Source organism: Haloparvum alkalitolerans (genome assembly GCF_055381565.1).
The window spans coordinates 1,562,299-1,581,424 of sequence record NZ_AP043938.1 but is presented as its reverse complement, the minus strand read 5'-3'; the positions used below and the strand labels follow the sequence as shown (position 1 = coordinate 1,581,424).

Sequence of the window (19,126 nt, the reverse complement as noted above, 5' to 3'; positions counted from 1 at the left end):
CCGCGTGCGGCCGGCAAAGCCGCTTCGGAAGCGGCCGAACGCGGGCGATGCCCCGTCAGCGGCCGTTCGGACGCCGCCGCACCCACTCGTCGCTCCCGTAGCGCTCGTCGACGAGCTCGCGGGCCCGCTCCAGTTCCGCGTCGGTCCACCCGCCCGCGGTCGCGTCGGCCCAGTCCGCGAGCGCGCCCTCGAGCGCCGCAACCACGTCCGCCCGCGAGGCCTCGACGAGCTCGTCGATCCCCACGACCCGGTCGCGGAACGCGTCCGGCGAGACCGGGGGGTCCGCGAACGTCCCGAGGTGGCGCTCGGCGTCGACCGAGAACGTGATCGAGCCGTGCTGGATCACGGCCTCGTCGCGGCGGTACTGCGCGTTCCCGGCGATCTTCCTGCCCTCGGGGCCCGCGACCACGTCGTGAGCCGGGTGAAGCTCCCGGAGGTAACAGGCGGGGTGGTACAGCTCCGAGACCTCCGCCTCGACGTATCGGGCGTCCACGCCCAACCGGTCGAAAGCCTCGAAGACCGGCTCACAGAGCAGGTGGTAGCAGTCGATGAGCTTGCCCGGGACCGCGTCCGCGGGCACCGCGATCGAGTAGGCAACGTCTCCGTAACCGTCGTGGTAGATGCCGCCGCCGCCGGTGCGTCGGCGCGTCACGTCGATCCCCTCGCGGTCGCAGAACGCCCAGTCGACGGTGTCCGGGTCCTGTCCGTACCCCAGCGTCAGACAGCTCGGGTCCCAGCGGTAGGTCCGAACCGTCGCCGGCCCGCCGTCCGCGGCCGTCTCGGCGGCCGCCTCGTCGAGCGCCATCTGCAGCGGACCGGAGTGCCGATCCTCGGTGATGAGTCGCCAGTCGTCGCCGGGCGCGTCCATGCTCCGGCTTGCGTACCGGATCAAAAAGCGGTTGCGCTCGCCGTCCGTAGGCCGGCAGCGGCGCGAGGGTGTTTCTGTATCGCGATATCCGATTTATCCGACGCCGCCCGCCGACTCGCGGCCCTTTTAGGAATCGCCGGAGTAGGGCGGGTATGGTTCGGAACATCGCGGCGCTGATGCCCGAGCTGGAGGCGGCGGACTTCTACCTCCTGTCGGGCGTCGAGCAGGGGATGCGTTTCTCCGAGTGGGTGCGCCGCGGGAAGCTCCCGGAGTACGCGGACCTCACTCACGAGGAGGTCGACTACCGGCTCGACCGGTGTCTCGACCGGGAGCTGATCGAGCGCAAGACGATCCAGTACGAGGGGTACCAGCTCACCTTCGAAGGGTACGACGCGCTCGCGCTGCGGGCGTTCTCCGAGCGGGACACGATCCGCGGCGTCGGCGCCCCGCTCGGCGTCGGCAAGGAGGGCGACGTCTACGAGGTGGAGTCGTTCACGCCGCTCGCGTTGAAGTACCACCGGGAGGGGTACACGAACTTCCGCGAGGTGATGAAGGAGCGCGACTACACCGCGGACCGCCAGCACGTCTCCTGGCTCTACACCGCGCGCAAGGCGGCCGAGCGCGAGTATCAGGCCCTGGAAGATCTGTACCCCGACGTCTCGGTCCCTCGCCCAGTCGACCAGAACCGCCACGCCATCGTGATGGACAAGTTCGAGGGCGTCGAGCTCGCGCGGGCGAAACTCGACAGCGAGCAGGTCGTCGGCGTCCTCGATCTGGTGATCGGCGAGATCGAGGCTTCCTACGAGGGGGGCTGGGTCCACGGCGACATGTCCGAGCACAACGTTGCGATCGCCGAGAGCGGCCTCACCGTCTTCGACTGGCCGCAGGCGGTGCCGACCGACCACGAGAACGCGCGCGAGTACCTCGAGCGGGACCTCCGGAACGTGACGCGCTACTTCACCCGGAAGTATCCCCGCGAAACCCCCGATTCGGTCGACATCTCCCGTCTCGCGGACGACGTGGAGGCGTCCGCGGTCGAGAGCGTCCGCGCGTACGCCGACTCGTAAATCGTTATTCGCGATACAGAATTTCTCCAGTCGCCCGTGGGTCGGTAGCGACGTCGCTCGGCGTCGCGAGGCGCGACTCGAAAGGGAGGTCGGCCCGGTTCAGGCCCGCGAGAGCGTGACGCGGTCGGCCTCGACGTCCTCGACGAACGCCCCGGGGCCGCCGACGGTCAGCTCGCCGTCCTCGGTCTCGACGACGAGGGAGTGCTGAACGGGGAACTCGTTGTTCGCGGGCGCCACCATTCCCTGTCGCGTGTCGACGACGCGGCCCTCGATCGCCGCGGCGCCGTCCTCGGTGAACCGCCCCTCCACGGCGGCGTGGAGCGGCGTGTCCGCGCGGAGGTGAAGCGTCGCCTGGAAGACGGCGTGCCGGAAGTTCTCGTAGGAAGTGGGTAGCGTCGCTGGGGCGGCCGTCGCCACCTCCTCGGCGGCGGGCCAGTAGTTGCCGAAGAAGGACCCGACGAGCACGGGCCCGAGCTGTTCCTGCGCGAAGACGATCGCCTGGCGGTCGGAGTTCGACCGGAGCAGCATCTCCGCGGGCGCGACCGCGCCGATCGACTGGTCGACCGTCACCATCGTCGGCATCGGCTCGCGCCAGACGCGGACGGCGCTGGCGACGCCCCCGAGGTCCGGGAGGTCCTCCTCGCCGGTGACGATGAGCAGCACGAGCACCCCCCGGTCGACCGCCTCTCGGAGCTCCGTCTCGACCTCCTCGAGGTGCTCCAGGGGGATCGACAGCGTCACCTCGGAGTCCGCCGCGGCGATCAGCTCGCGGATCCGCTTGAAGACGGTCACGCGGGACTTCACGACCTCGAACTGCTCGGCGGTCGGCTCCGCCTCCGCGTACCGCTCTTCGAGCCCCGGTTGCATCGACTCCACGTCCGAACGGAGCCGGCGGATCACGTCCTCCGGAGGCACCGCGCGGATGGTCGTGGGGACCACGTGGTCGTTCACCTCCACGAAGCCGCGCTCCTCGAGCGCCTCGCTGACGCTGTAGACGTAGCGCTTCGAAACGCCGGCCGCGTCCGCGATCGTGCTCGCTTTCGCCTCGCCGTGTTCGAGCAGAGTGAGGTAGGTGTCGACCTCCTTGTCGGAGAGCCCGAATCGGTGGAGGAGGTCCGCGAGCGTCCGTTCGTCCATGGATCCGTAGCGGATGGGGGGATACTTATGTCGGTCGGTGGCGGGGACGGATCGGTCGCCGTGGGTGGAAAGGGAACGGTGTCGAACGCAGGTGATCAGGATCGACGCCCCGGGACAATCAATGAACAACAATTACACCAAAGATTATTAGCCCGGTACCCCCTCCAGACGGATAATGCAACTGCGCGACGCGCTCGACGACTTCAAACGACACGCGGGCCATCCCACCCGTTTCCCGGGCGAACGTCGGACCACTTCGGGGCGGTTCTCGGGGGACGAGGGACGGCTCGTGCACGTCGCTCCGCACGGAAGCATCCGCGACTTCGGCTACCCGCTCTCGGGACGAACCGGCATCGAACGCTCCCGGCTCGGGGTCGCGACCGACGACGGTGACGTGGTCTGGTTCGACGAGACAACGGGCGATCAGCAGTACGTCGGTGGGACGACGCTGGTCGAGACGACACACGAGACGCCGTTGGGCACCGTCGACCAGTACGACTGCACCCTCGGGGGCGCGCACCTGACGCACGTCACGGTCGACGACCGAGCGCCGGAGGACCTCCAGTTCGTCGTGTACGCGTCGTTCGCGCCGGACGGACGCGACGACCGCGTTGGACAGCTCCGGTTCGCGAACGCCGTCGAGCTCTATCACGGCGACGAGCACGACTACCTCGCCAGCGCGTCGGGCTTTTCCGACCTGCGCGGGCAGCTCCCGACCACGTTCCCGGAGGTGCTCGACGAGGACCCCGTCGACCTCCCGCGCGAGCGTGACGAGGACCGCTACGAGGAGGCCCGCCTCTCGGGCGAAGTGATCGCGCGCGTCCCGTTCGAGGACGGGGCGGCGACGGTCGCGACCCTGCTCACGGACCGCACCGAGACCTCCCGGGAAGTGGCTCGAACGCGGCTGGACGCCCTGCTCGACCGCGACCGTTCCCCGGACGAGCTGGCCGCGGCCGCGGACGACCGCCTCCCGGAGGCGTCCCCGAACGCGGCCGACCCCGACGCGGTCCGCGCGGACCTGCGCGCGCTCACGCTGCTGTCGGCGCCGAACGGGCTCCGGATGGCGGGCCCCGACTTCGATCCCCATTACCGTCACTCGGGCGGGTACGGCTACACCTGGTTCCGCGACGACGCCGAAGTCGCGCGGTTCCTGATCGCGGCCGACGGCCGGCTCGACGTGGGGCTCGAGAAATGGCACCGCCGCTCCGCGGCGCGCTACGTCGAGACGCAGCGCGCGGACGGCTCGTGGCCCCACCGCGTGTGGCCGCGTGACGGAAGCCTCGCGCCGGGGTGGGCCAACGCTCGGATAGAGGACGGGTCCGATCTCGACTACCAGGCCGACCAGACCGGCAGCGTCATCGCCTACCTCGCGACCGCCTACGGCCGCGGCGTCGCGGCCGACGTGGAGGGTATCGAGGAGACGCTGGCGCTGGCGCTCGACGGGCTCGACGAGACGCTGGCCGACGACGGGCGTCCGGTCGCCTGCCAGAACGCCTGGGAGGACATGGCCGGCCGGTTCGCACACACGACGGCGACGTTCCTCGAGGCGTACGGGTCGCTGGCCGGGACGGAGCACCCCGACAGCGAGCGGGCGGCGGCGCGCGCTCGGGAGGTGTACGCGGCCGTCGACGACCTCTGGGTCCCGGAGCGCGGCTGCTACGCCCTCCGGGAGACCGTCGACGGGGACATCGACGACCGGCTCGACTCCGCGTCGCTCGCGCTCGTGAGCGCCCACCGCGCGTTCGAGCACGTCGACTCGGTCGGCGACGAGCGGCTCGATCGGCTGGTCTCGCACGTCGAGACGGTGGTCGAGGGGCTCCACCGCGACCCGGCGGAGAGCGCGGTCGCCGGGCTCGCCCGCTACGAGGGCGACGGCTGGCGCCGGCGCGAGCAGGCGGAGTCGAAGGTGTGGACCGTCTCCACTGCGTGGGGCGCGAACGCCTGCGCGGAGCTGGCGGCGCTGCTGGCGGACCGCGGCGACGACCGCGCCGCGCCGCTCGCCGACCGGGCGCGCGACCTCCTGGCGCTCGTGGAGCCGGACGGCCCGCTCTGTCCCGGGACGGGCTACCTCCCCGAGCAGTTCTTCGACGACGGCACGCCCGACAGCGCGACGCCGCTCGGGTGGCCCCACGCGCTCCGGCTCTCGACGCGCGCGCTGATGGCCGACCGGGGCATGCTGACCGTCGACGCCGCGACCGCGGACGACTGACGGGCGGCGCGAGCGTTCCTTTCGTGTCCTTACGTCGACGGGCTCTTCGAGCCACGAGCCAGCGGCTCTCCTTCCCCGTTCGGTTCTACACCGTCGGCACTCCCGACCGGCGGACGGCGGAGCGCCACTCCGACGTCCGCGCCGGCCGACCCGAGGTGGACCCCCCATCCGACAAAAGGGTTCGGCTGGGGCCGGCGAGAAGAGGAGAGAGTGGGGAGGAGAGAGTAGAAAGAAAGAGGAGACGCAGGAGAAAAGCGATCTGCCGCGCTTACGCCTCGACCGGCACGGGGTCGTCCCGTTCCGGGACGCCGACGACCTCGCCGTCGCGGTCGAAGACGTGGACAGCCGACTCGTCGAAGTCGACCTCGATCCGCTCGCCGGTCGCGGGCTCGACCGCCGCGGGGACGCGGGCGATGAACGAGGCGGACACGTCGAGATAGAGGTAGTTGTCCGCGCCGACCGGCTCCACGACCTCCACGGTCGTCGCGATGCCGTCGTCGACGACCGACACGTCCTCCGGGCGGACGCCGACCGTGTAGGGCTCGTTCGGTTCCAGGCCCTCCGCGGCCGGGCCCGTGAGCGTCGTCCGGAAGGCGCTCTCCTCGTCCGCCGCGACGAGCGCGACGCCGCCCGCGGTCGACTCGCTGCGCACGTCGACGAAGTTCATGCTCGGGGAGCCCACGAAGCCCCCGACGAACTCGTTGGCGGGCGCGCGATACACCTCCTTGGGCGCACCGACCTGCTGAAGCACGCCGTCCTTGAGGATCGCCATCCGGTCGCCCATCGTCATCGCCTCCTCTTGGTCGTGGGTGACGTAGACGGCGGTGATGTCGAGTTCCTCCTGGAGCCGCTGGATCTCGGTGCGCATCTCCACGCGGAGCTTCGCGTCGAGGTTCGAGAGCGGCTCGTCGAACAGGAACACGTCGGGCTCGCGGACGATGGCGCGGCCGAGCGCGACGCGCTGTTTCTGCCCGCCGGAGAGCTCGTCCGGCTTCTGGTCGAGCAGCTCCGGGATCCCCATCATCTCCGCGGCCCACTCGACCTTCTCCGCGCGCTCGGCCTCGTCGAGGTCCGTGGACATGCGGAGCCCGAACGCCATGTTCTCGAAGACGGTCTTGTGCGGGTACAGCGCGTAGTTCTGGAACACCATCGCCACGTCCCGCTTGCGCGCGCTCAGGTCGGTCACGTCGTCGTCGCCGATGTGAACCCGACCGCCCGTGGCGCGCTCGAGCCCCGCGATCATCCGCAGCGTCGTCGACTTCCCGCAGCCGGAGGGGCCAACGACCGTGAGGAACTCCCCGTCATCGATCGTGAGTGATACGTCGTCGACCGCGACGATATCCCCCGCGTCGAACTCCTTCCGGAGGTTCTCGAGCCGTACGGTTGCCATATACCGTGTGTGGGGTGGTGTCACGGGATAACTCTTTCCCTTCTTTTGGGATTTATGAAGCGATATTTCGTATTACTTTCAGAGATCGTGCCGCGGGAGCGGTTCGGTACGTCGGGGTCGTGACGAACGAGAGGTACGATTCTCGCGGAGATCGGGTCGTGGCTGTCGGAGATCTGCTGTGCTGGACAGCGATACCCAGAAAACCCAGCCCGCTCGATCGGCTGCTCCGTTCAGTCCCACCCCGAACCGCCACCGACCCGCGACCGCTCCGCACCGCGACCGCACCGGCACCGCATCCGGCCGCCCCGGGGCCGCGACCGCGGGAGCGCGGCCCCGGTCGAGCCCCCTCAGCGCCAGACTGCCCCCGCAGTCGGGCCGAGGCTGATCGTCCCGGCGTCGGCGTCGACCGCGCCGGTCGAGACGAGCACGTCGGCCTCCCCGTCGACCGGCACCGTGACGGCCTCGTCGCCGCGGTTGACCGCGACCGTCAGCGCACCGCTCTCGTCGGGGCCGGGGGCGGCCGCGACGGTCTCGGCCGCGGGGAGGTCGGCCTCCTCCGCGACGACCGCGCCGGCGTCCGCCGCCGGGTCCGGCGCGGCCGGGTCGTCGAGGACGCGGCGGAAGACGACGAGGTCCCCGCCGGAGCGCTCGCGGTCGACGCGCAGGTCGCCGCGTCGAAGCGCGCGCTCCCCGGTCCGAAGGCTCGTCAGGTCCCGCACGTACGACAGCAGGTCGCGGTTCTGCTCGGCGGGGTCCCACGTCATCGGTCGGCGACAGTCGGGGTCGTCGCCGCCGGTCATCCCCACCTCGTCGCCGTAGTAGACGCAGGGCGCGCCGGGATACGTGAACAGCAGCAGCAGCGAGAGGCGCGCGAGCGACTCGTCGCCGTCACAGCGGTGGAGCAGTCGCGGGGTGTCGTGGCTCCCCAGCAGGTTGAACTGCACGTCGGTCACCTGCCGCGGATAGCGCGCGAGCAGGCCGTCGATGGCGTCCGCGAACGCGGTCGCGTCGGTCTCGCCCTCGGCGACGAAGTCGTGGACGGCGTCGGTGAAGAGGTAGTTCATCACCGCGTCGAACTGGTCGCCGTGGAGCCACGCGCGCGAGTCGTGCCACACCTCGCCGAGGATGTAGGCGTCCGGCTTGGCGCTCGTGACCGCCTCACGGAAGTCGCGCCAGAAGGCGTGGTCGACCTCGTTGGCCACGTCGAGCCGCCAGCCGTCCACGTCCACCTCCTCGACCCAGTAGGTCGCCACGTCGAGCAGGTACTCCCGGACCTCGGGGTGCTCAGTGTTGAGCTTCGGCATGTACGGCTCGAACGCGAACGCGTCGTAGGTGGGCCGCGGCTCGAACTCGACCGGGAACTCGTGGACGTGGAACCAGTCGGCGTACTCCGAGTCCGCGCCGTGTTCGACCACGTCCTGAAACGGCTCGAAACCGCGGCCGCAGTGGTTGAAGACGGCGTCGAGCATCACGCGCATGTCGCGGTCGTGCGCCTCCTCGACCAGCTCTCGGAGGTCCCCCTCGTCGCCGAACTGAGGGTCGATGGTCTCGTAGTCGGTGGTGTTGTACTTGTGGTTCGACGGGGAGGCGAACAGCGGGGTGAAGTAGAGCGCGGTGACCCCGAGCTCCTCGAGGTAGTCGAGGTTGTCGATGACCCCCCGCAGGTCGCCGCCGTAGAAGCTGTCGCGGTCGGGTCTGCCGCCCCACTCCTCGACGCCCTCGGGGTCGAGTTCGGGGTCGCCGTTGGCGAACCGCTCGGGGAATATCTGATAGAAGACGGCGTCGGAGACCCACGCCGGCGGGTCGTGGACGTCCGCCGGGTTGACGAACGGGTACTCGAAGCAGTCGGCCGCGCCCGCGGGGTCGTCGACGGGGAGGTCCGAGAGCGCGGCCGCCTCGAAGCCGCGCTCGTGGTACAGCAGTTCCTCGCCGTCCGGACCGCGCCCTCCCCGAGTCCCGGCGAGGTGGAACGCGTACGCGAGTCGACGGTGCGGCGGTTCGACCGCGGCCTCCCAGTAGTCGAAGCGCTCGTCGTGACCGACGCGACGCATCGGCGTCAGCGAGGACGTGCCGGGCCAGTCGTACTTATCGCCCCACAGCACCGTCGCCGAGTCCACGTCGCCCCGCTCCGTGCGGAGCCTGAGGTGGACCGTCTCCGCGTCGTACGCGTACGCCTGCTCGCTCTTCGGCCGGTGGTGGACCGCGGCTCGGTGGATCACGATGGTGTCCGTGAGACCGCCCCGTGAGTAAAGCGTTACGCGTCGCTCGAGATTTGTGATGCAGTATTTCGTAGTACGTTTTTAGATCGCGTTTTTCCGAGGTAGGACCCTATAAGCTCCGCGAGAACCGGTTCGCTACTGGCGTGAGAGTGAGAACCAATCCCTAATCTTTACAACAGTGAACTCATTATTCATCACAGATTCACCCATGACTTGGAAACGGCGAAAACTGCTCGGTGCACTGGCTGGAACGGGCGCGGTCGGCATGGCCGGCTGTGTCAGCGTGGACGACGGCGGCGACGGCGGGTCGGGCGGTTCCGGAGGATCCGGTGGAGGGGCAACCGACGAAAGCGGCTCCGGAAGTTCGGACGGTGAGAGCGGTCCCGCGGGCGAGGCCGAGTTCTGGTACGAGCTACAGGAGGGCGAACTTCAGCTGATGGAGGACGCCATCGCGGACTACAACGGCTCGGCGGACTACGCCGTCGAGGGCGTCGACATCGCAGAGATGCAGGACCGGCTCACCAGCTCCATCCCCACCGGCGAAGGGCCGGAGCTGTTCATGTGGGCACACGACTGGGCGGGCGACTTCGCGGACAGCGGGTTCCTCTCGGCACAGACCGACGAACTCGACGTCGACCTCGGAACGTACACCGAGGCCGCGCGGGGTGCGGCTCAGTTCCAGGGAGAGACCTACGGGCTCCCCGTCAGCGCCGAGACGGTCGCGCTCCTATACAACAAGGAGATGGTCGACGAACCGCCCGAGACCATCGAGGAGATGAAGTCGATCATGGAGGAGCACCACGACCCGGCCAACAACCAGTACGGGCTGTCGTACAACATCGACGCCTACTTCATCAGCGGCTACGTCCACGCCTTCGACGGGTTCTACTACCGAACCGACGGCCACGAACTCGGACTCACCAACGAGGAGACCCTCCGCGGGCTCCGCGTGATCACCGAGGACCTGTGGCCCTACGCACCCAACGACACGGAGTACGAACCGCAGGTCGCGGTGTTCAACGAGGGGAACGCTCCCTTCGCGGTCAACGGTCCGTGGGAGTTGGGCAACGTCGACTTCGACGTCGGCGTCGCGGAACTCCCCGCCCCCGAGGGAGGGACGCCGGCGCCCTACTCCGGCATCCAGATGGTCTACTTCGCCGACGGCATCGAAGAGGATCCGGATCGCGCCGCTGCCGGCCGCGACTTCGCGCAGTGGTACACCACCAACGCCGACGTGCTCCAGGAGCTCGCGGAAGAGCAGGGGTTCATCCCCGTACTCGACGAACTCGCCGGGAGCGAAGACCTCCCCGAGGCGGTGCAGGGCTTTTCCGCCTCCGCCGCGGCTGGGACGCCGATGCCGGCGCATCCTCGGATGAACGACGTGTGGAGCCCCACGGAGGACGCCATCCTCAACGTGCTCACCGGCGACGTGGACCCCGAGGAGGCGATGGCGGAGGCCGAGAGCCGGATCCGCGAGAACTGGGAATAATCGATGGCGACGACCGACGTCGCACAGCACGTCCGCGAGTACGAGCTTCCCCGGTGGCTCAGTGACAACCTCGCGCTGTTTCTGGTGCTTCCCGGTCTGTTCTTTTTCCTGTCGTTCGTTGCGATCCCGCTCGTCTACCTGATCGGGCTCTCGTTTACTGACGCTGCGCTCTCGACGATGTTCCAAGACGCGCCGGGCCTGTGGGGAACCGTGTTCGGGGAGGCCGATTTCGTCGGCTTCGCGAACTACGCGGAACTGCTGTCCGACAGCCAATTCTACCGATCGTTCGGCATCACCTGGCTCTTCGTCGCGACGAGCGTGGTCGGGAAAGTGTTGCTGGGCGTCGGGATCGCGATGGTCCTGACACACCACTGGGTCCGCGGAAAGCGGCTCATGCGTGCACTCGTCATTCTCCCGATGGGACTACCGAACATCTTCACGATCACCATCTGGCGCGGCGCCTTCTCCTCGGCGCAGTTTGGTCTCGCGAACCAGCTTCTGGCCTTCTTCGGGATCGACCCGATAGCGTGGTTCAGCGACAGGTGGCTCGCCTTCTTCACGTACAACGTGACGGAGATGTGGCTCGCGTACCCGTTCCTCGTGATCATCACCGTGAGTGCTCTCCAGAACGTACCGACTGAGCTTCACGAAGCGGCGAAGGTCGACGGGGCCGGATTCCTGAGTCGGTTCCAGCACGTGACCATGCCCGCGATCAAGCGACCGGTAATGTTCGCCTCGATCCTCACTGCAGCCGCATCGTTCCAGCAGTTCCTGATCCCGTTCATCTTCAACCGGGGCGGACCGGCGCGGGCGAACGAACTCGTGTTGCTGTACGGCTACCGCGAAGCGTTCGAGTTCCGTGAATTCGGTGAAGGCTCGGCGATCATGCTTACCGCCGTGGCCATCATCGGCCTGTTCATGATCGTGGCCGCAACAAAAGGCGATCTCGCGGAGGGGGCCCACTGATGTCACTCCTGTCCGCAATCGCCGGCCAGATCCGTGACGACCTCGAAGCGATCCCCGAGGCGGTCGCCGACTGGTACCACAAGAGCCAGTACAAGATCGACCTCTATCGGCGTGGAAAGATCGGCTTCTCGCAACTGGTCGCGCCGGTGGTCTCGTCGCTCGGCGCGCTGGTGCTGGTGGCGGGACTCATGTTCCCCGTGTACTGGATCGCGCTGGCGGCGCTGTCCGGAGAGGGGGCGTCCCTGTACTCCTCCAGCGGTTTCAGAGTGATCCCCGACGGGTTCAACCCGGTGCTTCTGGTGACCGAGGGCGACCTCTGGATGGGGATGGATCTCTCCGCGTTCGTCTGGGTCATCGGCGACGTGGTGATACCGAGCCTCCGCGTCTCGATCCCGTTCACCGACCTCAGCGTCGTGACGAGCGAGACGACGCTGTTCCGAGCGGCCGACTACGGTGTCGAGAACCCCTCCGACTTCACGACGTACGCGTGGAACTCCCTGACGGTCGCGATCCCGACGGTTATCATGGCGATGATCGTCATCGTTCCCGCCTCCTACGCACTCTCCCGCAGAGAGTTCCTCATGCGGAGGAAGGTGCTGTACGGATACATCCTGTTCACGCAGGTCGGCGGCGGACTCGGGCTGGCGATGCTCATCGCCGTCTTCGCCATCTTCGCCGGGCTCGACCTGACCAACAGCAAGTTCGCGCTGGCGGTGTACTACGCCGCGATGGCGGTGCCGTTCAACACGTGGCTGCTGAAGACGTTCATGGACTCGATCCCGCCCTCCTACGAGGAGGCGGCGGTAATGGACGGCGCACCGCCGTGGCGCGTCGTCTGGGAGATCATCCTCCCGCTGTCGAAGGCCGGCCTCGCGGCCGTCTTCATCTTCGTCTTCCTCGCAGGATGGATGGAGTTCATCGTCGCACAGACCGTGCTTCGGCCGGAGAACTACACCCTCCCGGTCGGCCTGTTCGCACTGATCGACGAGTACTCGGTGCCGTGGGCGCGCTTCTCGGCGTTCGCGCTGACGTTCGCGGCGCCGGTGATGTTCGTCTACCTGTTCGCGCAGCGGTACATCGAGTCCGGGCTCTCGTTCGGCGGCATGGAAGGCTGAGCCGCCGACCGCGCCCCGTTGTGGTCCGCTTTTTCTCCGCTCAGTCCGCGTCGATCCGACAGCCCGCAGAGTAGTCGATCCCGTCCAGCGTCGTGATACCCCCCTCGCCGCAGGTCGGACAGTCGGGATTCCGCTGGTACGGCACCGTCTCGAAGCTCATCTCCATCGCGTCGTAGAACAGCAGGCGACCCTCGAGCGGCTCGCCGGCGTCGAGCAGGAGCTTCACCGCCTCCGTGGCCTGGATGCAGCCGACGGTCCCCGGGAGCACGCCGAGCACGCCGGTCGCGGCGCAGTCCGGTACCGTCCCCGGCTCCGGCGCCTCCGGAAACAGGCACCGGTAGCAGGGCCCCTCGGGCGTCAGCGTCGTGACCTGCCCCTCGAACTTGTAGATGGCGCCGTGCGCGACGGGGACGCCCTCGATGCGCGCGGCGTCGTTGACGACGTACCGCGTCGAGAAGTTGTCCGCGCAGTCGACGACCACGTCCCGGTCGGCGATCAGTTCGCGGGCGTTGCCCGCGTCGAGGCGGGTCTCGTGGGTCACCACGTCCACGTCCGGGTTGAGCGCCTCCACGTAGCGGCGGGCCGACGCCACCTTCGGCTCGCCCACGTCCGCGTCCGCGTGGACGACCTGTCGCTGGAGGTTCGACCGTTCGACGACGTCGTCGTCGACGAGGTGGATCTCCCCGACGCCGGCGGCCGCGAGGTACTGGATGACGGGCGCGCCGAGCCCGCCCGCGCCGAGCACCAGCGCCGAGGCCTCGAGCAGGCGCTTCTGTCCCTCCGGGCCGACCTCGTCCATGATGATGTGTCTGGAGTAGCGGTCGAGCTGCGTCGCGTCGAGCGAGAGGGTCATACCGACACGTTCGGAACTGGCGGAGTTAAGGCTGCGGGAGGCGCGCACGCGTGGCGCGGGAGCGCGGCCGGGCCGCCACGGACGCACCGCGGGGGACGGTACGGTCGCTCACGGGGTGAGAAATGGAAGACGGTTCCGCGGCGGTGAGCCGCGCGGAGCGGCTTACTTGCCGCGGCGGCGGTCGCCCGAGATGGACGGCCGCGTGTGCTCGGTGCCCTTGCCGCGCTGGTTCTGGCCGCGACCCTTACTGCCGGCCGAGGTGAGTCCGCGGAAGGCGCGACCCCGGTGGTCGTCGTCGCAGATCCAGTTGAGGTCGTCGTCGTTCTCGATCGCGGGGTGAGCGGGGTCCACGAGGATCACTTCGTGCCACTTCTGGGAGCCGTCCTCACCGACCCAGTAGGAGTTGAGCACGCGCAGGTTGCGGTACTTCCGCGAGGCGCGCTCCTCCGAGATGCGCTGGATCGACTTGCGTCGCGAGAGGCGGTTCACGCCCTGTCGCTTCGACCGGCGGCCGGCGGTGAACCGCTCCTTGCGCGAGCCACCCTTGCGGACGGCCACGCGGGCGACGATGACGCCCTGCTTCGCCTTGTAGCCCAGCTCGCGGGCCTTGTCGAGGCGGGTGGGGCGCTCGATGCGCTCGATGGCGCCCTGTTCGCGCCACTCCTGTTTGCGCTGCCACTGCAGTTCGGCGAGCTTCCCCTCCTTGGGGGAGCGCCACGCTTCCTTGATGTGCGAGTAGAAACTTCGTGCCATAGTGTTGTCCACGGACGCTTCCGATTCAGTCCTGGCGGCGCGCGCCGCGTTCCGGACCACATTTCGTCCCGTCCTCCGGCCGCGAGGCGGCCGGGAGCGGCGGGTGCCCGCTGGACGCCCGTACCAGCGAGTTGTCGGGTCTACCCGGCGAACCGTTTTAACCACTTCGCATCCGCGCGAGCGTGCGGGACGACCCCACGCCCCGCGAGCCGAAGTTCCGCGGGGGCTCCGAACCACCCGACACGGCGACCGTACCGCTTAACTATTCTTCAGAGAATACCCGGCCATGAGCAAGATAAGCGTCGAGATCCCCGACGAGCTGCTCGCGGACCTCGACGAGCACGTCGGCGAGGACGGGAAGTTCGTGAACCGGAGCGACGCCGTGCGGGCGTCGATCAGGAAGACGCTGGACCTGCTGGACGAGATCGACGAGCGCCACGGGCGGCTGGAGGACGAGGCGGCGGACGGGAGCGCCGGCGACGCGACGGACGCCGGCCCGGAGGACGCCGAATGAGTCGGGCGGACGGGTCGGGCGGTCCGGGCGTCGCGCCCGGCACGACGCCGGTCGACCGCGCCGCGGTCGCGCAGGTCGGCCTCGTGGCGCTGTTCGTCACGGCGCTGGCGACCGCACAGCTGACCGCGGCCAAGATCCTCGCGTTCCCCCTGCCGTTCGGACTGCCCGCGGTCGGCGCCGAGATCATGCTCCCGGGCGCGGCGCTGGCGTACGCGCTCACCTTCTTCGCGTCGGACTGCTACGCGGAGCTGTACGGCCGCCGCGCCGCGCAGGTGATGGTGAACGTCGCGTTCGCGATGAACTTCGTCGTGCTCGCGCTGGTGTGGTCGACGCTCGCGGCCCCGGCCGCGAACCCCGAGTTCGCGGACACCTTCGCGGCCGCGCTCGCGCCCGCGACGAACATCGTCGCCGGGAGCCTGCTGGCGTACGTCGTCAGCCAGAACTGGGACGTGGTCGTCTTCCACGCGATCCGCGAGCGCACCGACGGCGACTACCTCTGGCTGCGCAACGTCGCCTCCACCGCGAGCAGCCAGGCCATCGACACGGTCATCTTCGTCGGCGTCGCGTTCGTCGCCGCCCCCGCCCTGTTCGGCATCGGCGACGCGCCCCCGACCGCGGTCGTGGTCGGCCTCGTCGTCGGGCAGTACCTGCTGAAGCTCCTGATCGCGCTCGTCGACACGCCGTTCGTCTACCTCGTCGTGGGCGCGGTGCGGGAGTAGTCGAGACGCCGCGAGCCGGCGCAACCGGGAGACGGAAAAGCGCCCCCGCAGGGACAGAAAAGCGCCCCCGCAGGGACAGAAAAGCGCCCCGGCGAAAGCGGGCGTCTCGCGCTACTCCTCGGAGACGGTCGCGACGGTCGTGATCGCCTTCGGGCTGCCGGGTTTGGCCTGCTGGATGTGGTGTTCGAACTCCTCGTAGCCGGCGGCCTCGAACATGCGGTCGGCCTCCTCGGCGTCGTAGAACAGCATGATCGCGTCGGCGACCTTCCGCATCAGCTTGGAGTTCGGGTAGTCCGGACCGACGACGAGGACCGTCGCACCGGGCTTGGCGACGCGGCGGATCTCCCGGAGCCCCTCGACCGGTTCGGGCCAGTACTCGATGGAGCCGGACGACCAGACGGCGTCGAAGGAGTCGTCCGCGAACGGGAGCCGTTCGGCGTCGCCGCGGTAGAAGTGCACGCGGTCGCGCCTGCCGAACTTCTCGAACGCCTTCTCCATCTGGTGGACGCTCTGGTCGAGCCCGTGCACGTCGTCGGTGTACCGCAGCAGGCCCTCGGTGCCGAAGCCGGTGCCACAGCCCACGTCGAGCACGCGGTCGCCCTCCTGCACGTCGAGCCACTCCAGCGCCTCGTCGCGCATCGCCTCGTTCCAGACGAAGGGGTTGATCCGGTCGTACACCTTCGAGAGGTACTTGTAGAACAGGCGGGCCCGGGCCTTGTCCTCGAGGAGTCCCATCGCGCGTTCGTTGGGGCGGCCGGCCCATAACGGTGCGGATCCGGGGCGGCCGCCGGTCCGTCCGCGCGGACGAGCCGCTCAGTCGGGCGAGGCGGCTCCCGGTCCGACCGGTCCGACTCCGACCCCCTTATCCGCCCTGACGGTCTACGCGTCCCCATGCAACCGACCACGGAGGGCCGGTTCCGGGTGCTCGACGAGCGCGAGGCCGAGGGGACGTTCGTGCTCGTGGAGCTGCCCGACGAGCCGGGGCCGGTCGACCCCACCGAACCGGACGCGGAGGCGGCCTACGACCGCGTCCACGTCGACGCCGAGGGGTACGCGGGCGACCTCGGGGCGACCGTCGGGGCGCTTCGCCCGGGTTACGTCGTCGCGGCGACGCTGGCGTGGGACGACGGCGACGCGCGCTTCGAGGCGGTCGAAGTGGAACGCGAGACGCGGATCGAGGTCGCCGACGGCGTGACGGGGATGTTCGACGCCGCGACCGAGGCGTGGCAGGCCGCGCGCGCGAACGGCGAGGCGATGACCTCGCTGACGACACGGGGACAGGACGGCGACCCCAACGGCGCGCTCTACTGCTTCGCGGACCCGCCGGGCCGCGACCTGCTCGCGGACCTCCGGGACGGAACGGTCCCCCTCGAACCGCTGATCGCCCGTGTGAACGCGCGGCTCGACGACGGCCGGCCGCGTGCGGTGTTCCTGATGCGCCCCGACGCGTACGACTACGTCGCGGTGTACGTCGTCTTCGCGCGCGAGGGCGTGCTCGCGAGCACGATCCGCGACACCTACGACATCCGGTCGGGGCTGGTCGACCAGCTCGGCGCCGCCGGCGAGGACGCCGGCGTCTACGGCGACGACCCCTGACGGGAGGGAGCGTCCCCGAGATCGCCGTCGGCCGGACGCCCGCCGGCAACTCGTCCCGCGTCGAACCCGAAGACGGATTATGCGTCCGGCCCAATCCCGACCATGGCTTCCTCCGGCACGACGACGTGGGCGAAGCGGCACCCCGGAATCCTCACCGCGCTGCTGACCGTCGTGGGGTACGGCGTCGTCCTCGGCGTCTTTCTCGTCCCCTCGTTCGCGGCGCTTTTTCCCGACCTCTCGCGTGAGACGGTGAACCTGCTGACCCACGCCATCGCCGTCGTCAACACGATGACCGTGGCCACGCTCGTGCTCGGGTGGTACTGGATCCGGCAGGGGGAGGTGCGAAAGCACGCGGCCGCGATGTCGACCTCGTTCGCGCTCATCCTGCTGTTCCTCGGCATCTACGTGCCGCGCGTCGCGGGCGGCGGGACGAAGCGATTCGCCGGCCCGGAACTGGTCTCGTACGCCTACTTCCTCATGCTCGCGGTCCACATCCTGCTGTCCATCCTCGCGGTGCCCGTGGTGCTGTACGCCATCATCCTCGGGATCATTCACAGCGAGCGCGAACTCCGGACGGAGACGCCCCACGCCCGCGTCGGCCGGATCGCGGCCGGCTCGTGGGTGCTCTCGCTCGTGCTCGGCGTGATCACGTACCTGCTTCTCAACCACGTCTACGCGTACACCTACTGAGTCGTCGTCCGCGGTCCGAGGCCCGATAGCCCGCCGCAACCGACGCCTCCCCCGACCCTTTTCACGGAGAGCAAGGCAGACGCCCCGTGCGCCAGCGTCGCCCCCGGCGCGGAGCGCGGACTCCGGCACGGCCGCGCCGCGGGGTCGGGGATCCCGTGTCGGCTGTCCGCCACCGAAACCCTTAGCGGCGCGCCCCCGAGACCGGGAGCCATGACCGACTGGATCGGCGAGACGTTCACGAGCACCGTCGGCTGGGACCACCTGGAGACGCTCGTCGGCATCGGCGACCGCATGGCCGGTTCCGCGGGCGAGCGGGCGGCGCTGGAGGCGACCCGAGACGCCTTCGCGGACGCGGGCGCCCGGAACGCGCGCATCGAGGAGTTCGACCTGCAGGGCTGGGAGCGCGGCGACTCCGCGATCGCGGTGAACGGAACGCCCGTCGCCGACCGCGCCCACGAGTGTATCGCGCTGCCGCGCAGTCCCTCCGGCGAGGCGACCGGCGAGTTCGTCGACCTCGGCTACGGCCTCCCGTCGGACTTCGAGGAGACCGACGTGGCCGGCAAGGTCGTAACCGTCTCGACCACCGTCCCCGACGACTTCGACCGGTTCATCCACCGCCGCGAGAAGTACTACTACGCGGTCGAGGGTGGCGCCGCGGCGTTCGTCTTCACGAACCACGTCGACGGACAGCTCCCGCCCACCGGGAGCGTCGGCTCCGAAGCGGCGCCGATCGGCGAGATCCCCGCGGTCGGCGTGAGCAAGGAGACCGGGGCTCGCCTCGTCCGCGAACACGAGGGCGAGACGGCGACCGTAAGCGTCGACTGCGCGGTGCCGGAGGCGACCAGCGGCAACGCCGTCGCCGAACTCGGCCCCGACACGGAGGAGTACCTCGTCGTCTCCTCGCACGCCGACGCCCACGACATCGCCGAGGGCGCGATGGACAACGGCGCCGGCACGGCGACGATCGTCGAGGTCGCCCGCGCGCTCGCCGCCCGCGAGGACGAACTCGACACGCGCGTGAAGCTGACCGCCTTCGGCGCCGAGGAGGTTGGACTGGTCGGGTCCGGAATCGCGGCCGAGGCGGCCGACCCAGCGGCCGTCCGCGCGGTCGTCAACGTCGACAGCAACGTCTTCGGACGCACGCTGAAGCTCGATCACCACGACTTCGACGAGCTCGAGGCGGCGGCCGACCGCGTGAGCGACCGCTTCGACCACCCGGTCTCGACGAGCGGCGAGCTGGTTCCCCACAGCGACCACTGGCCGTTCGTGAAACGCGGGATCCCGGGCTACATGGTCTCGGGCGAGACCGAGGACCGCGGCCGCGGGTGGGGCCACACACACGCCGACACGCTCGACAAGCTCGAGTCGCGCAACCTCCGTGAGCAGGCGATCCTGCTGACCGAGCTGGTCGTCGACCTCGCCGGCGCGGACGTGCGCGTCGAGCCGCGCGACACCGCCGCGATCGCGGCCGCGCTGGAGGAGGAGAACAAGGCCGAGGGGATGAAGGTCACCGGCGACTGGCCGTTCTAGCGTACCCGCTG

Annotated in this window: 17 protein-coding genes; 10 read left to right on the top strand and 7 right to left on the bottom strand. The window is 69.4% G+C overall.

Features of this window, described 5'->3' with window-relative positions:
* Positions 1-55: 55 nt before the first annotated feature.
* Positions 56-868, bottom strand: a complete 813-nt coding sequence (locus ACZ432_RS10280; protein WP_426964513.1) for a lipoate--protein ligase family protein — start codon at positions 866-868, stop codon at positions 56-58.
* A gap of 152 nt (positions 869-1,020) precedes the next feature.
* Here ACZ432_RS10280 and ACZ432_RS10275 point away from each other — a divergent pair, with 152 nt between their 5' ends.
* The gene (locus tag ACZ432_RS10275; protein ID WP_426964512.1) at positions 1,021-1,935 is read left to right on the top strand and encodes a serine/threonine-protein kinase RIO2; all 915 of its coding nucleotides are present in this window, start codon (positions 1,021-1,023) and stop codon (positions 1,933-1,935) included.
* Positions 1,936-2,034: 99 nt separating this feature from the next.
* Here ACZ432_RS10275 and ACZ432_RS10270 read toward each other — a convergent pair whose 3' ends face one another.
* Positions 2,035-3,072: a TrmB family transcriptional regulator gene (locus tag ACZ432_RS10270; protein WP_426964511.1), complete on the bottom strand. Its 1,038-nt coding sequence runs from the start codon at positions 3,070-3,072 to the stop codon at positions 2,035-2,037.
* 175 nt (positions 3,073-3,247) lie between these two features.
* Between ACZ432_RS10270 and ACZ432_RS10265 the strand changes: the two genes are divergently transcribed.
* Positions 3,248-5,281, top strand: a complete 2,034-nt coding sequence (locus tag ACZ432_RS10265; RefSeq protein ID WP_426964510.1) for a glycoside hydrolase family 15 protein — start codon at positions 3,248-3,250, stop codon at positions 5,279-5,281.
* A gap of 268 nt (positions 5,282-5,549) precedes the next feature.
* Here ACZ432_RS10265 and ACZ432_RS10260 read toward each other — a convergent pair whose 3' ends face one another.
* Together ACZ432_RS10260 and ACZ432_RS10255 are read right to left on the bottom strand one after the other, a co-directional pair.
* Positions 5,550-6,671, bottom strand: a complete 1,122-nt coding sequence (locus ACZ432_RS10260; protein ID WP_426964509.1) for an ABC transporter ATP-binding protein — start codon at positions 6,669-6,671, stop codon at positions 5,550-5,552.
* A gap of 347 nt (positions 6,672-7,018) precedes the next feature.
* A complete protein-coding gene (locus tag ACZ432_RS10255) occupies positions 7,019-8,890 on the bottom strand; it encodes a glycoside hydrolase family 13 protein (protein ID WP_426964508.1) in 1,872 nt (623 codons plus the stop codon).
* 208 nt (positions 8,891-9,098) lie between these two features.
* Between ACZ432_RS10255 and ACZ432_RS10250 the strand changes: the two genes are divergently transcribed.
* Genes ACZ432_RS10250 through ACZ432_RS10240 form a run of 3 tightly spaced genes read left to right on the top strand, consistent with a single transcriptional unit; the run spans position 9,099 to position 12,460 of the window.
* Positions 9,099-10,379: an extracellular solute-binding protein gene (locus tag ACZ432_RS10250; RefSeq protein ID WP_426964507.1), complete on the top strand. Its 1,281-nt coding sequence runs from the start codon at positions 9,099-9,101 to the stop codon at positions 10,377-10,379.
* Positions 10,380-10,382: 3 nt separating this feature from the next.
* The gene (locus ACZ432_RS10245; protein ID WP_426964506.1) at positions 10,383-11,345 is read left to right on the top strand and encodes a carbohydrate ABC transporter permease; all 963 of its coding nucleotides are present in this window, start codon (positions 10,383-10,385) and stop codon (positions 11,343-11,345) included.
* Positions 11,345-12,460 carry a sugar ABC transporter permease gene (locus ACZ432_RS10240; RefSeq protein WP_426964505.1) on the top strand — a complete coding sequence of 372 codons (1,116 nt, stop codon included), beginning with the start codon at positions 11,345-11,347 and terminating at the stop codon, positions 12,458-12,460. The genes ACZ432_RS10245 and ACZ432_RS10240 overlap by 1 nt, the downstream gene beginning before the upstream one ends.
* A gap of 40 nt (positions 12,461-12,500) precedes the next feature.
* On the opposite strand, the gene ubaA is transcribed toward ACZ432_RS10240, so the two are convergent.
* Positions 12,501-13,313 carry an SAMP-activating enzyme E1 gene (ubaA, locus tag ACZ432_RS10235; protein ID WP_426964504.1) on the bottom strand — a complete coding sequence of 271 codons (813 nt, stop codon included), beginning with the start codon at positions 13,311-13,313 and terminating at the stop codon, positions 12,501-12,503.
* Between the two features lie 162 nt (positions 13,314-13,475).
* Positions 13,476-14,066 (bottom strand): 50S ribosomal protein L15e, encoded by a 591-nt coding sequence (locus tag ACZ432_RS10230; protein WP_426964503.1) that lies wholly within the window; start codon positions 14,064-14,066, stop codon positions 13,476-13,478.
* A gap of 286 nt (positions 14,067-14,352) precedes the next feature.
* Here ACZ432_RS10230 and ACZ432_RS10225 point away from each other — a divergent pair, with 286 nt between their 5' ends.
* Both ACZ432_RS10225 and ACZ432_RS10220 read left to right on the top strand, forming a co-directional pair.
* The gene (locus ACZ432_RS10225) at positions 14,353-14,580 is read left to right on the top strand and encodes a ribbon-helix-helix domain-containing protein (protein ID WP_426964502.1); all 228 of its coding nucleotides are present in this window, start codon (positions 14,353-14,355) and stop codon (positions 14,578-14,580) included.
* On the top strand, positions 14,577-15,299 hold the full coding sequence (locus ACZ432_RS10220) for a queuosine precursor transporter (protein ID WP_426964501.1): 723 nt from the start codon (positions 14,577-14,579) through the stop codon (positions 15,297-15,299). The genes ACZ432_RS10225 and ACZ432_RS10220 overlap by 4 nt, the downstream gene beginning before the upstream one ends.
* 111 nt (positions 15,300-15,410) lie before the next feature.
* On the opposite strand, the gene ACZ432_RS10215 is transcribed toward ACZ432_RS10220, so the two are convergent.
* On the bottom strand, positions 15,411-16,034 hold the full coding sequence (locus ACZ432_RS10215) for a methyltransferase domain-containing protein (RefSeq protein WP_426964500.1): 624 nt from the start codon (positions 16,032-16,034) through the stop codon (positions 15,411-15,413).
* Positions 16,035-16,190: 156 nt separating this feature from the next.
* Between ACZ432_RS10215 and ACZ432_RS10210 the strand changes: the two genes are divergently transcribed.
* From ACZ432_RS10210 to ACZ432_RS10200, 3 genes are all read left to right on the top strand, one after another.
* Positions 16,191-16,895 (top strand): DUF6663 family protein, encoded by a 705-nt coding sequence (locus ACZ432_RS10210; protein WP_426964499.1) that lies wholly within the window; start codon positions 16,191-16,193, stop codon positions 16,893-16,895.
* A 102-nt stretch (positions 16,896-16,997) separates the two neighbouring features.
* On the top strand, positions 16,998-17,585 hold the full coding sequence (locus tag ACZ432_RS10205) for a DUF420 domain-containing protein (RefSeq protein WP_426964498.1): 588 nt from the start codon (positions 16,998-17,000) through the stop codon (positions 17,583-17,585).
* Positions 17,586-17,795: 210 nt separating this feature from the next.
* Entirely contained in the window at positions 17,796-19,115 is a 1,320-nt protein-coding gene (locus tag ACZ432_RS10200) for a M28 family peptidase (protein ID WP_426964497.1), read from the top strand.
* The last annotated feature ends 11 nt before the right edge of the window (positions 19,116-19,126 follow it).

Bases quoted from the DNA above. Each gene is read 5' to 3' on its own strand.
- ACZ432_RS10200 (WP_426964497.1), top strand. From the start codon at position 17,796: ATGACCGACTGGATCGGCGAGACGTTCACGAGCACCGTCGGCTGGGAC.
- ACZ432_RS10225 (WP_426964502.1), top strand. From the start codon at position 14,353: ATGAGCAAGATAAGCGTCGAGATCCCCGACGAGCTGCTCGCGGACCTC.
- ACZ432_RS10240 (WP_426964505.1), top strand. From the start codon at position 11,345: ATGTCACTCCTGTCCGCAATCGCCGGCCAGATCCGTGACGACCTCGAA.
- ACZ432_RS10280 (WP_426964513.1), bottom strand. From the start codon at position 868: ATGGACGCGCCCGGCGACGACTGGCGACTCATCACCGAGGATCGGCAC.
- ubaA (WP_426964504.1), bottom strand. From the start codon at position 13,313: ATGACCCTCTCGCTCGACGCGACGCAGCTCGACCGCTACTCCAGACAC.
- ACZ432_RS10230 (WP_426964503.1), bottom strand. From the start codon at position 14,066: ATGGCACGAAGTTTCTACTCGCACATCAAGGAAGCGTGGCGCTCCCCC.
- ACZ432_RS10275 (WP_426964512.1), top strand. From the start codon at position 1,021: ATGGTTCGGAACATCGCGGCGCTGATGCCCGAGCTGGAGGCGGCGGAC.
- ACZ432_RS10205 (WP_426964498.1), top strand. From the start codon at position 16,998: ATGGCTTCCTCCGGCACGACGACGTGGGCGAAGCGGCACCCCGGAATC.
- ACZ432_RS10215 (WP_426964500.1), bottom strand. From the start codon at position 16,034: ATGGGACTCCTCGAGGACAAGGCCCGGGCCCGCCTGTTCTACAAGTAC.
- ACZ432_RS10220 (WP_426964501.1), top strand. From the start codon at position 14,577: ATGAGTCGGGCGGACGGGTCGGGCGGTCCGGGCGTCGCGCCCGGCACG.
- ACZ432_RS10210 (WP_426964499.1), top strand. From the start codon at position 16,191: ATGCAACCGACCACGGAGGGCCGGTTCCGGGTGCTCGACGAGCGCGAG.
- ACZ432_RS10270 (WP_426964511.1), bottom strand. From the start codon at position 3,072: ATGGACGAACGGACGCTCGCGGACCTCCTCCACCGATTCGGGCTCTCC.
- ACZ432_RS10265 (WP_426964510.1), top strand. From the start codon at position 3,248: ATGCAACTGCGCGACGCGCTCGACGACTTCAAACGACACGCGGGCCAT.
- ACZ432_RS10245 (WP_426964506.1), top strand. From the start codon at position 10,383: ATGGCGACGACCGACGTCGCACAGCACGTCCGCGAGTACGAGCTTCCC.
- ACZ432_RS10250 (WP_426964507.1), top strand. From the start codon at position 9,099: ATGACTTGGAAACGGCGAAAACTGCTCGGTGCACTGGCTGGAACGGGC.
- ACZ432_RS10260 (WP_426964509.1), bottom strand. From the start codon at position 6,671: ATGGCAACCGTACGGCTCGAGAACCTCCGGAAGGAGTTCGACGCGGGG.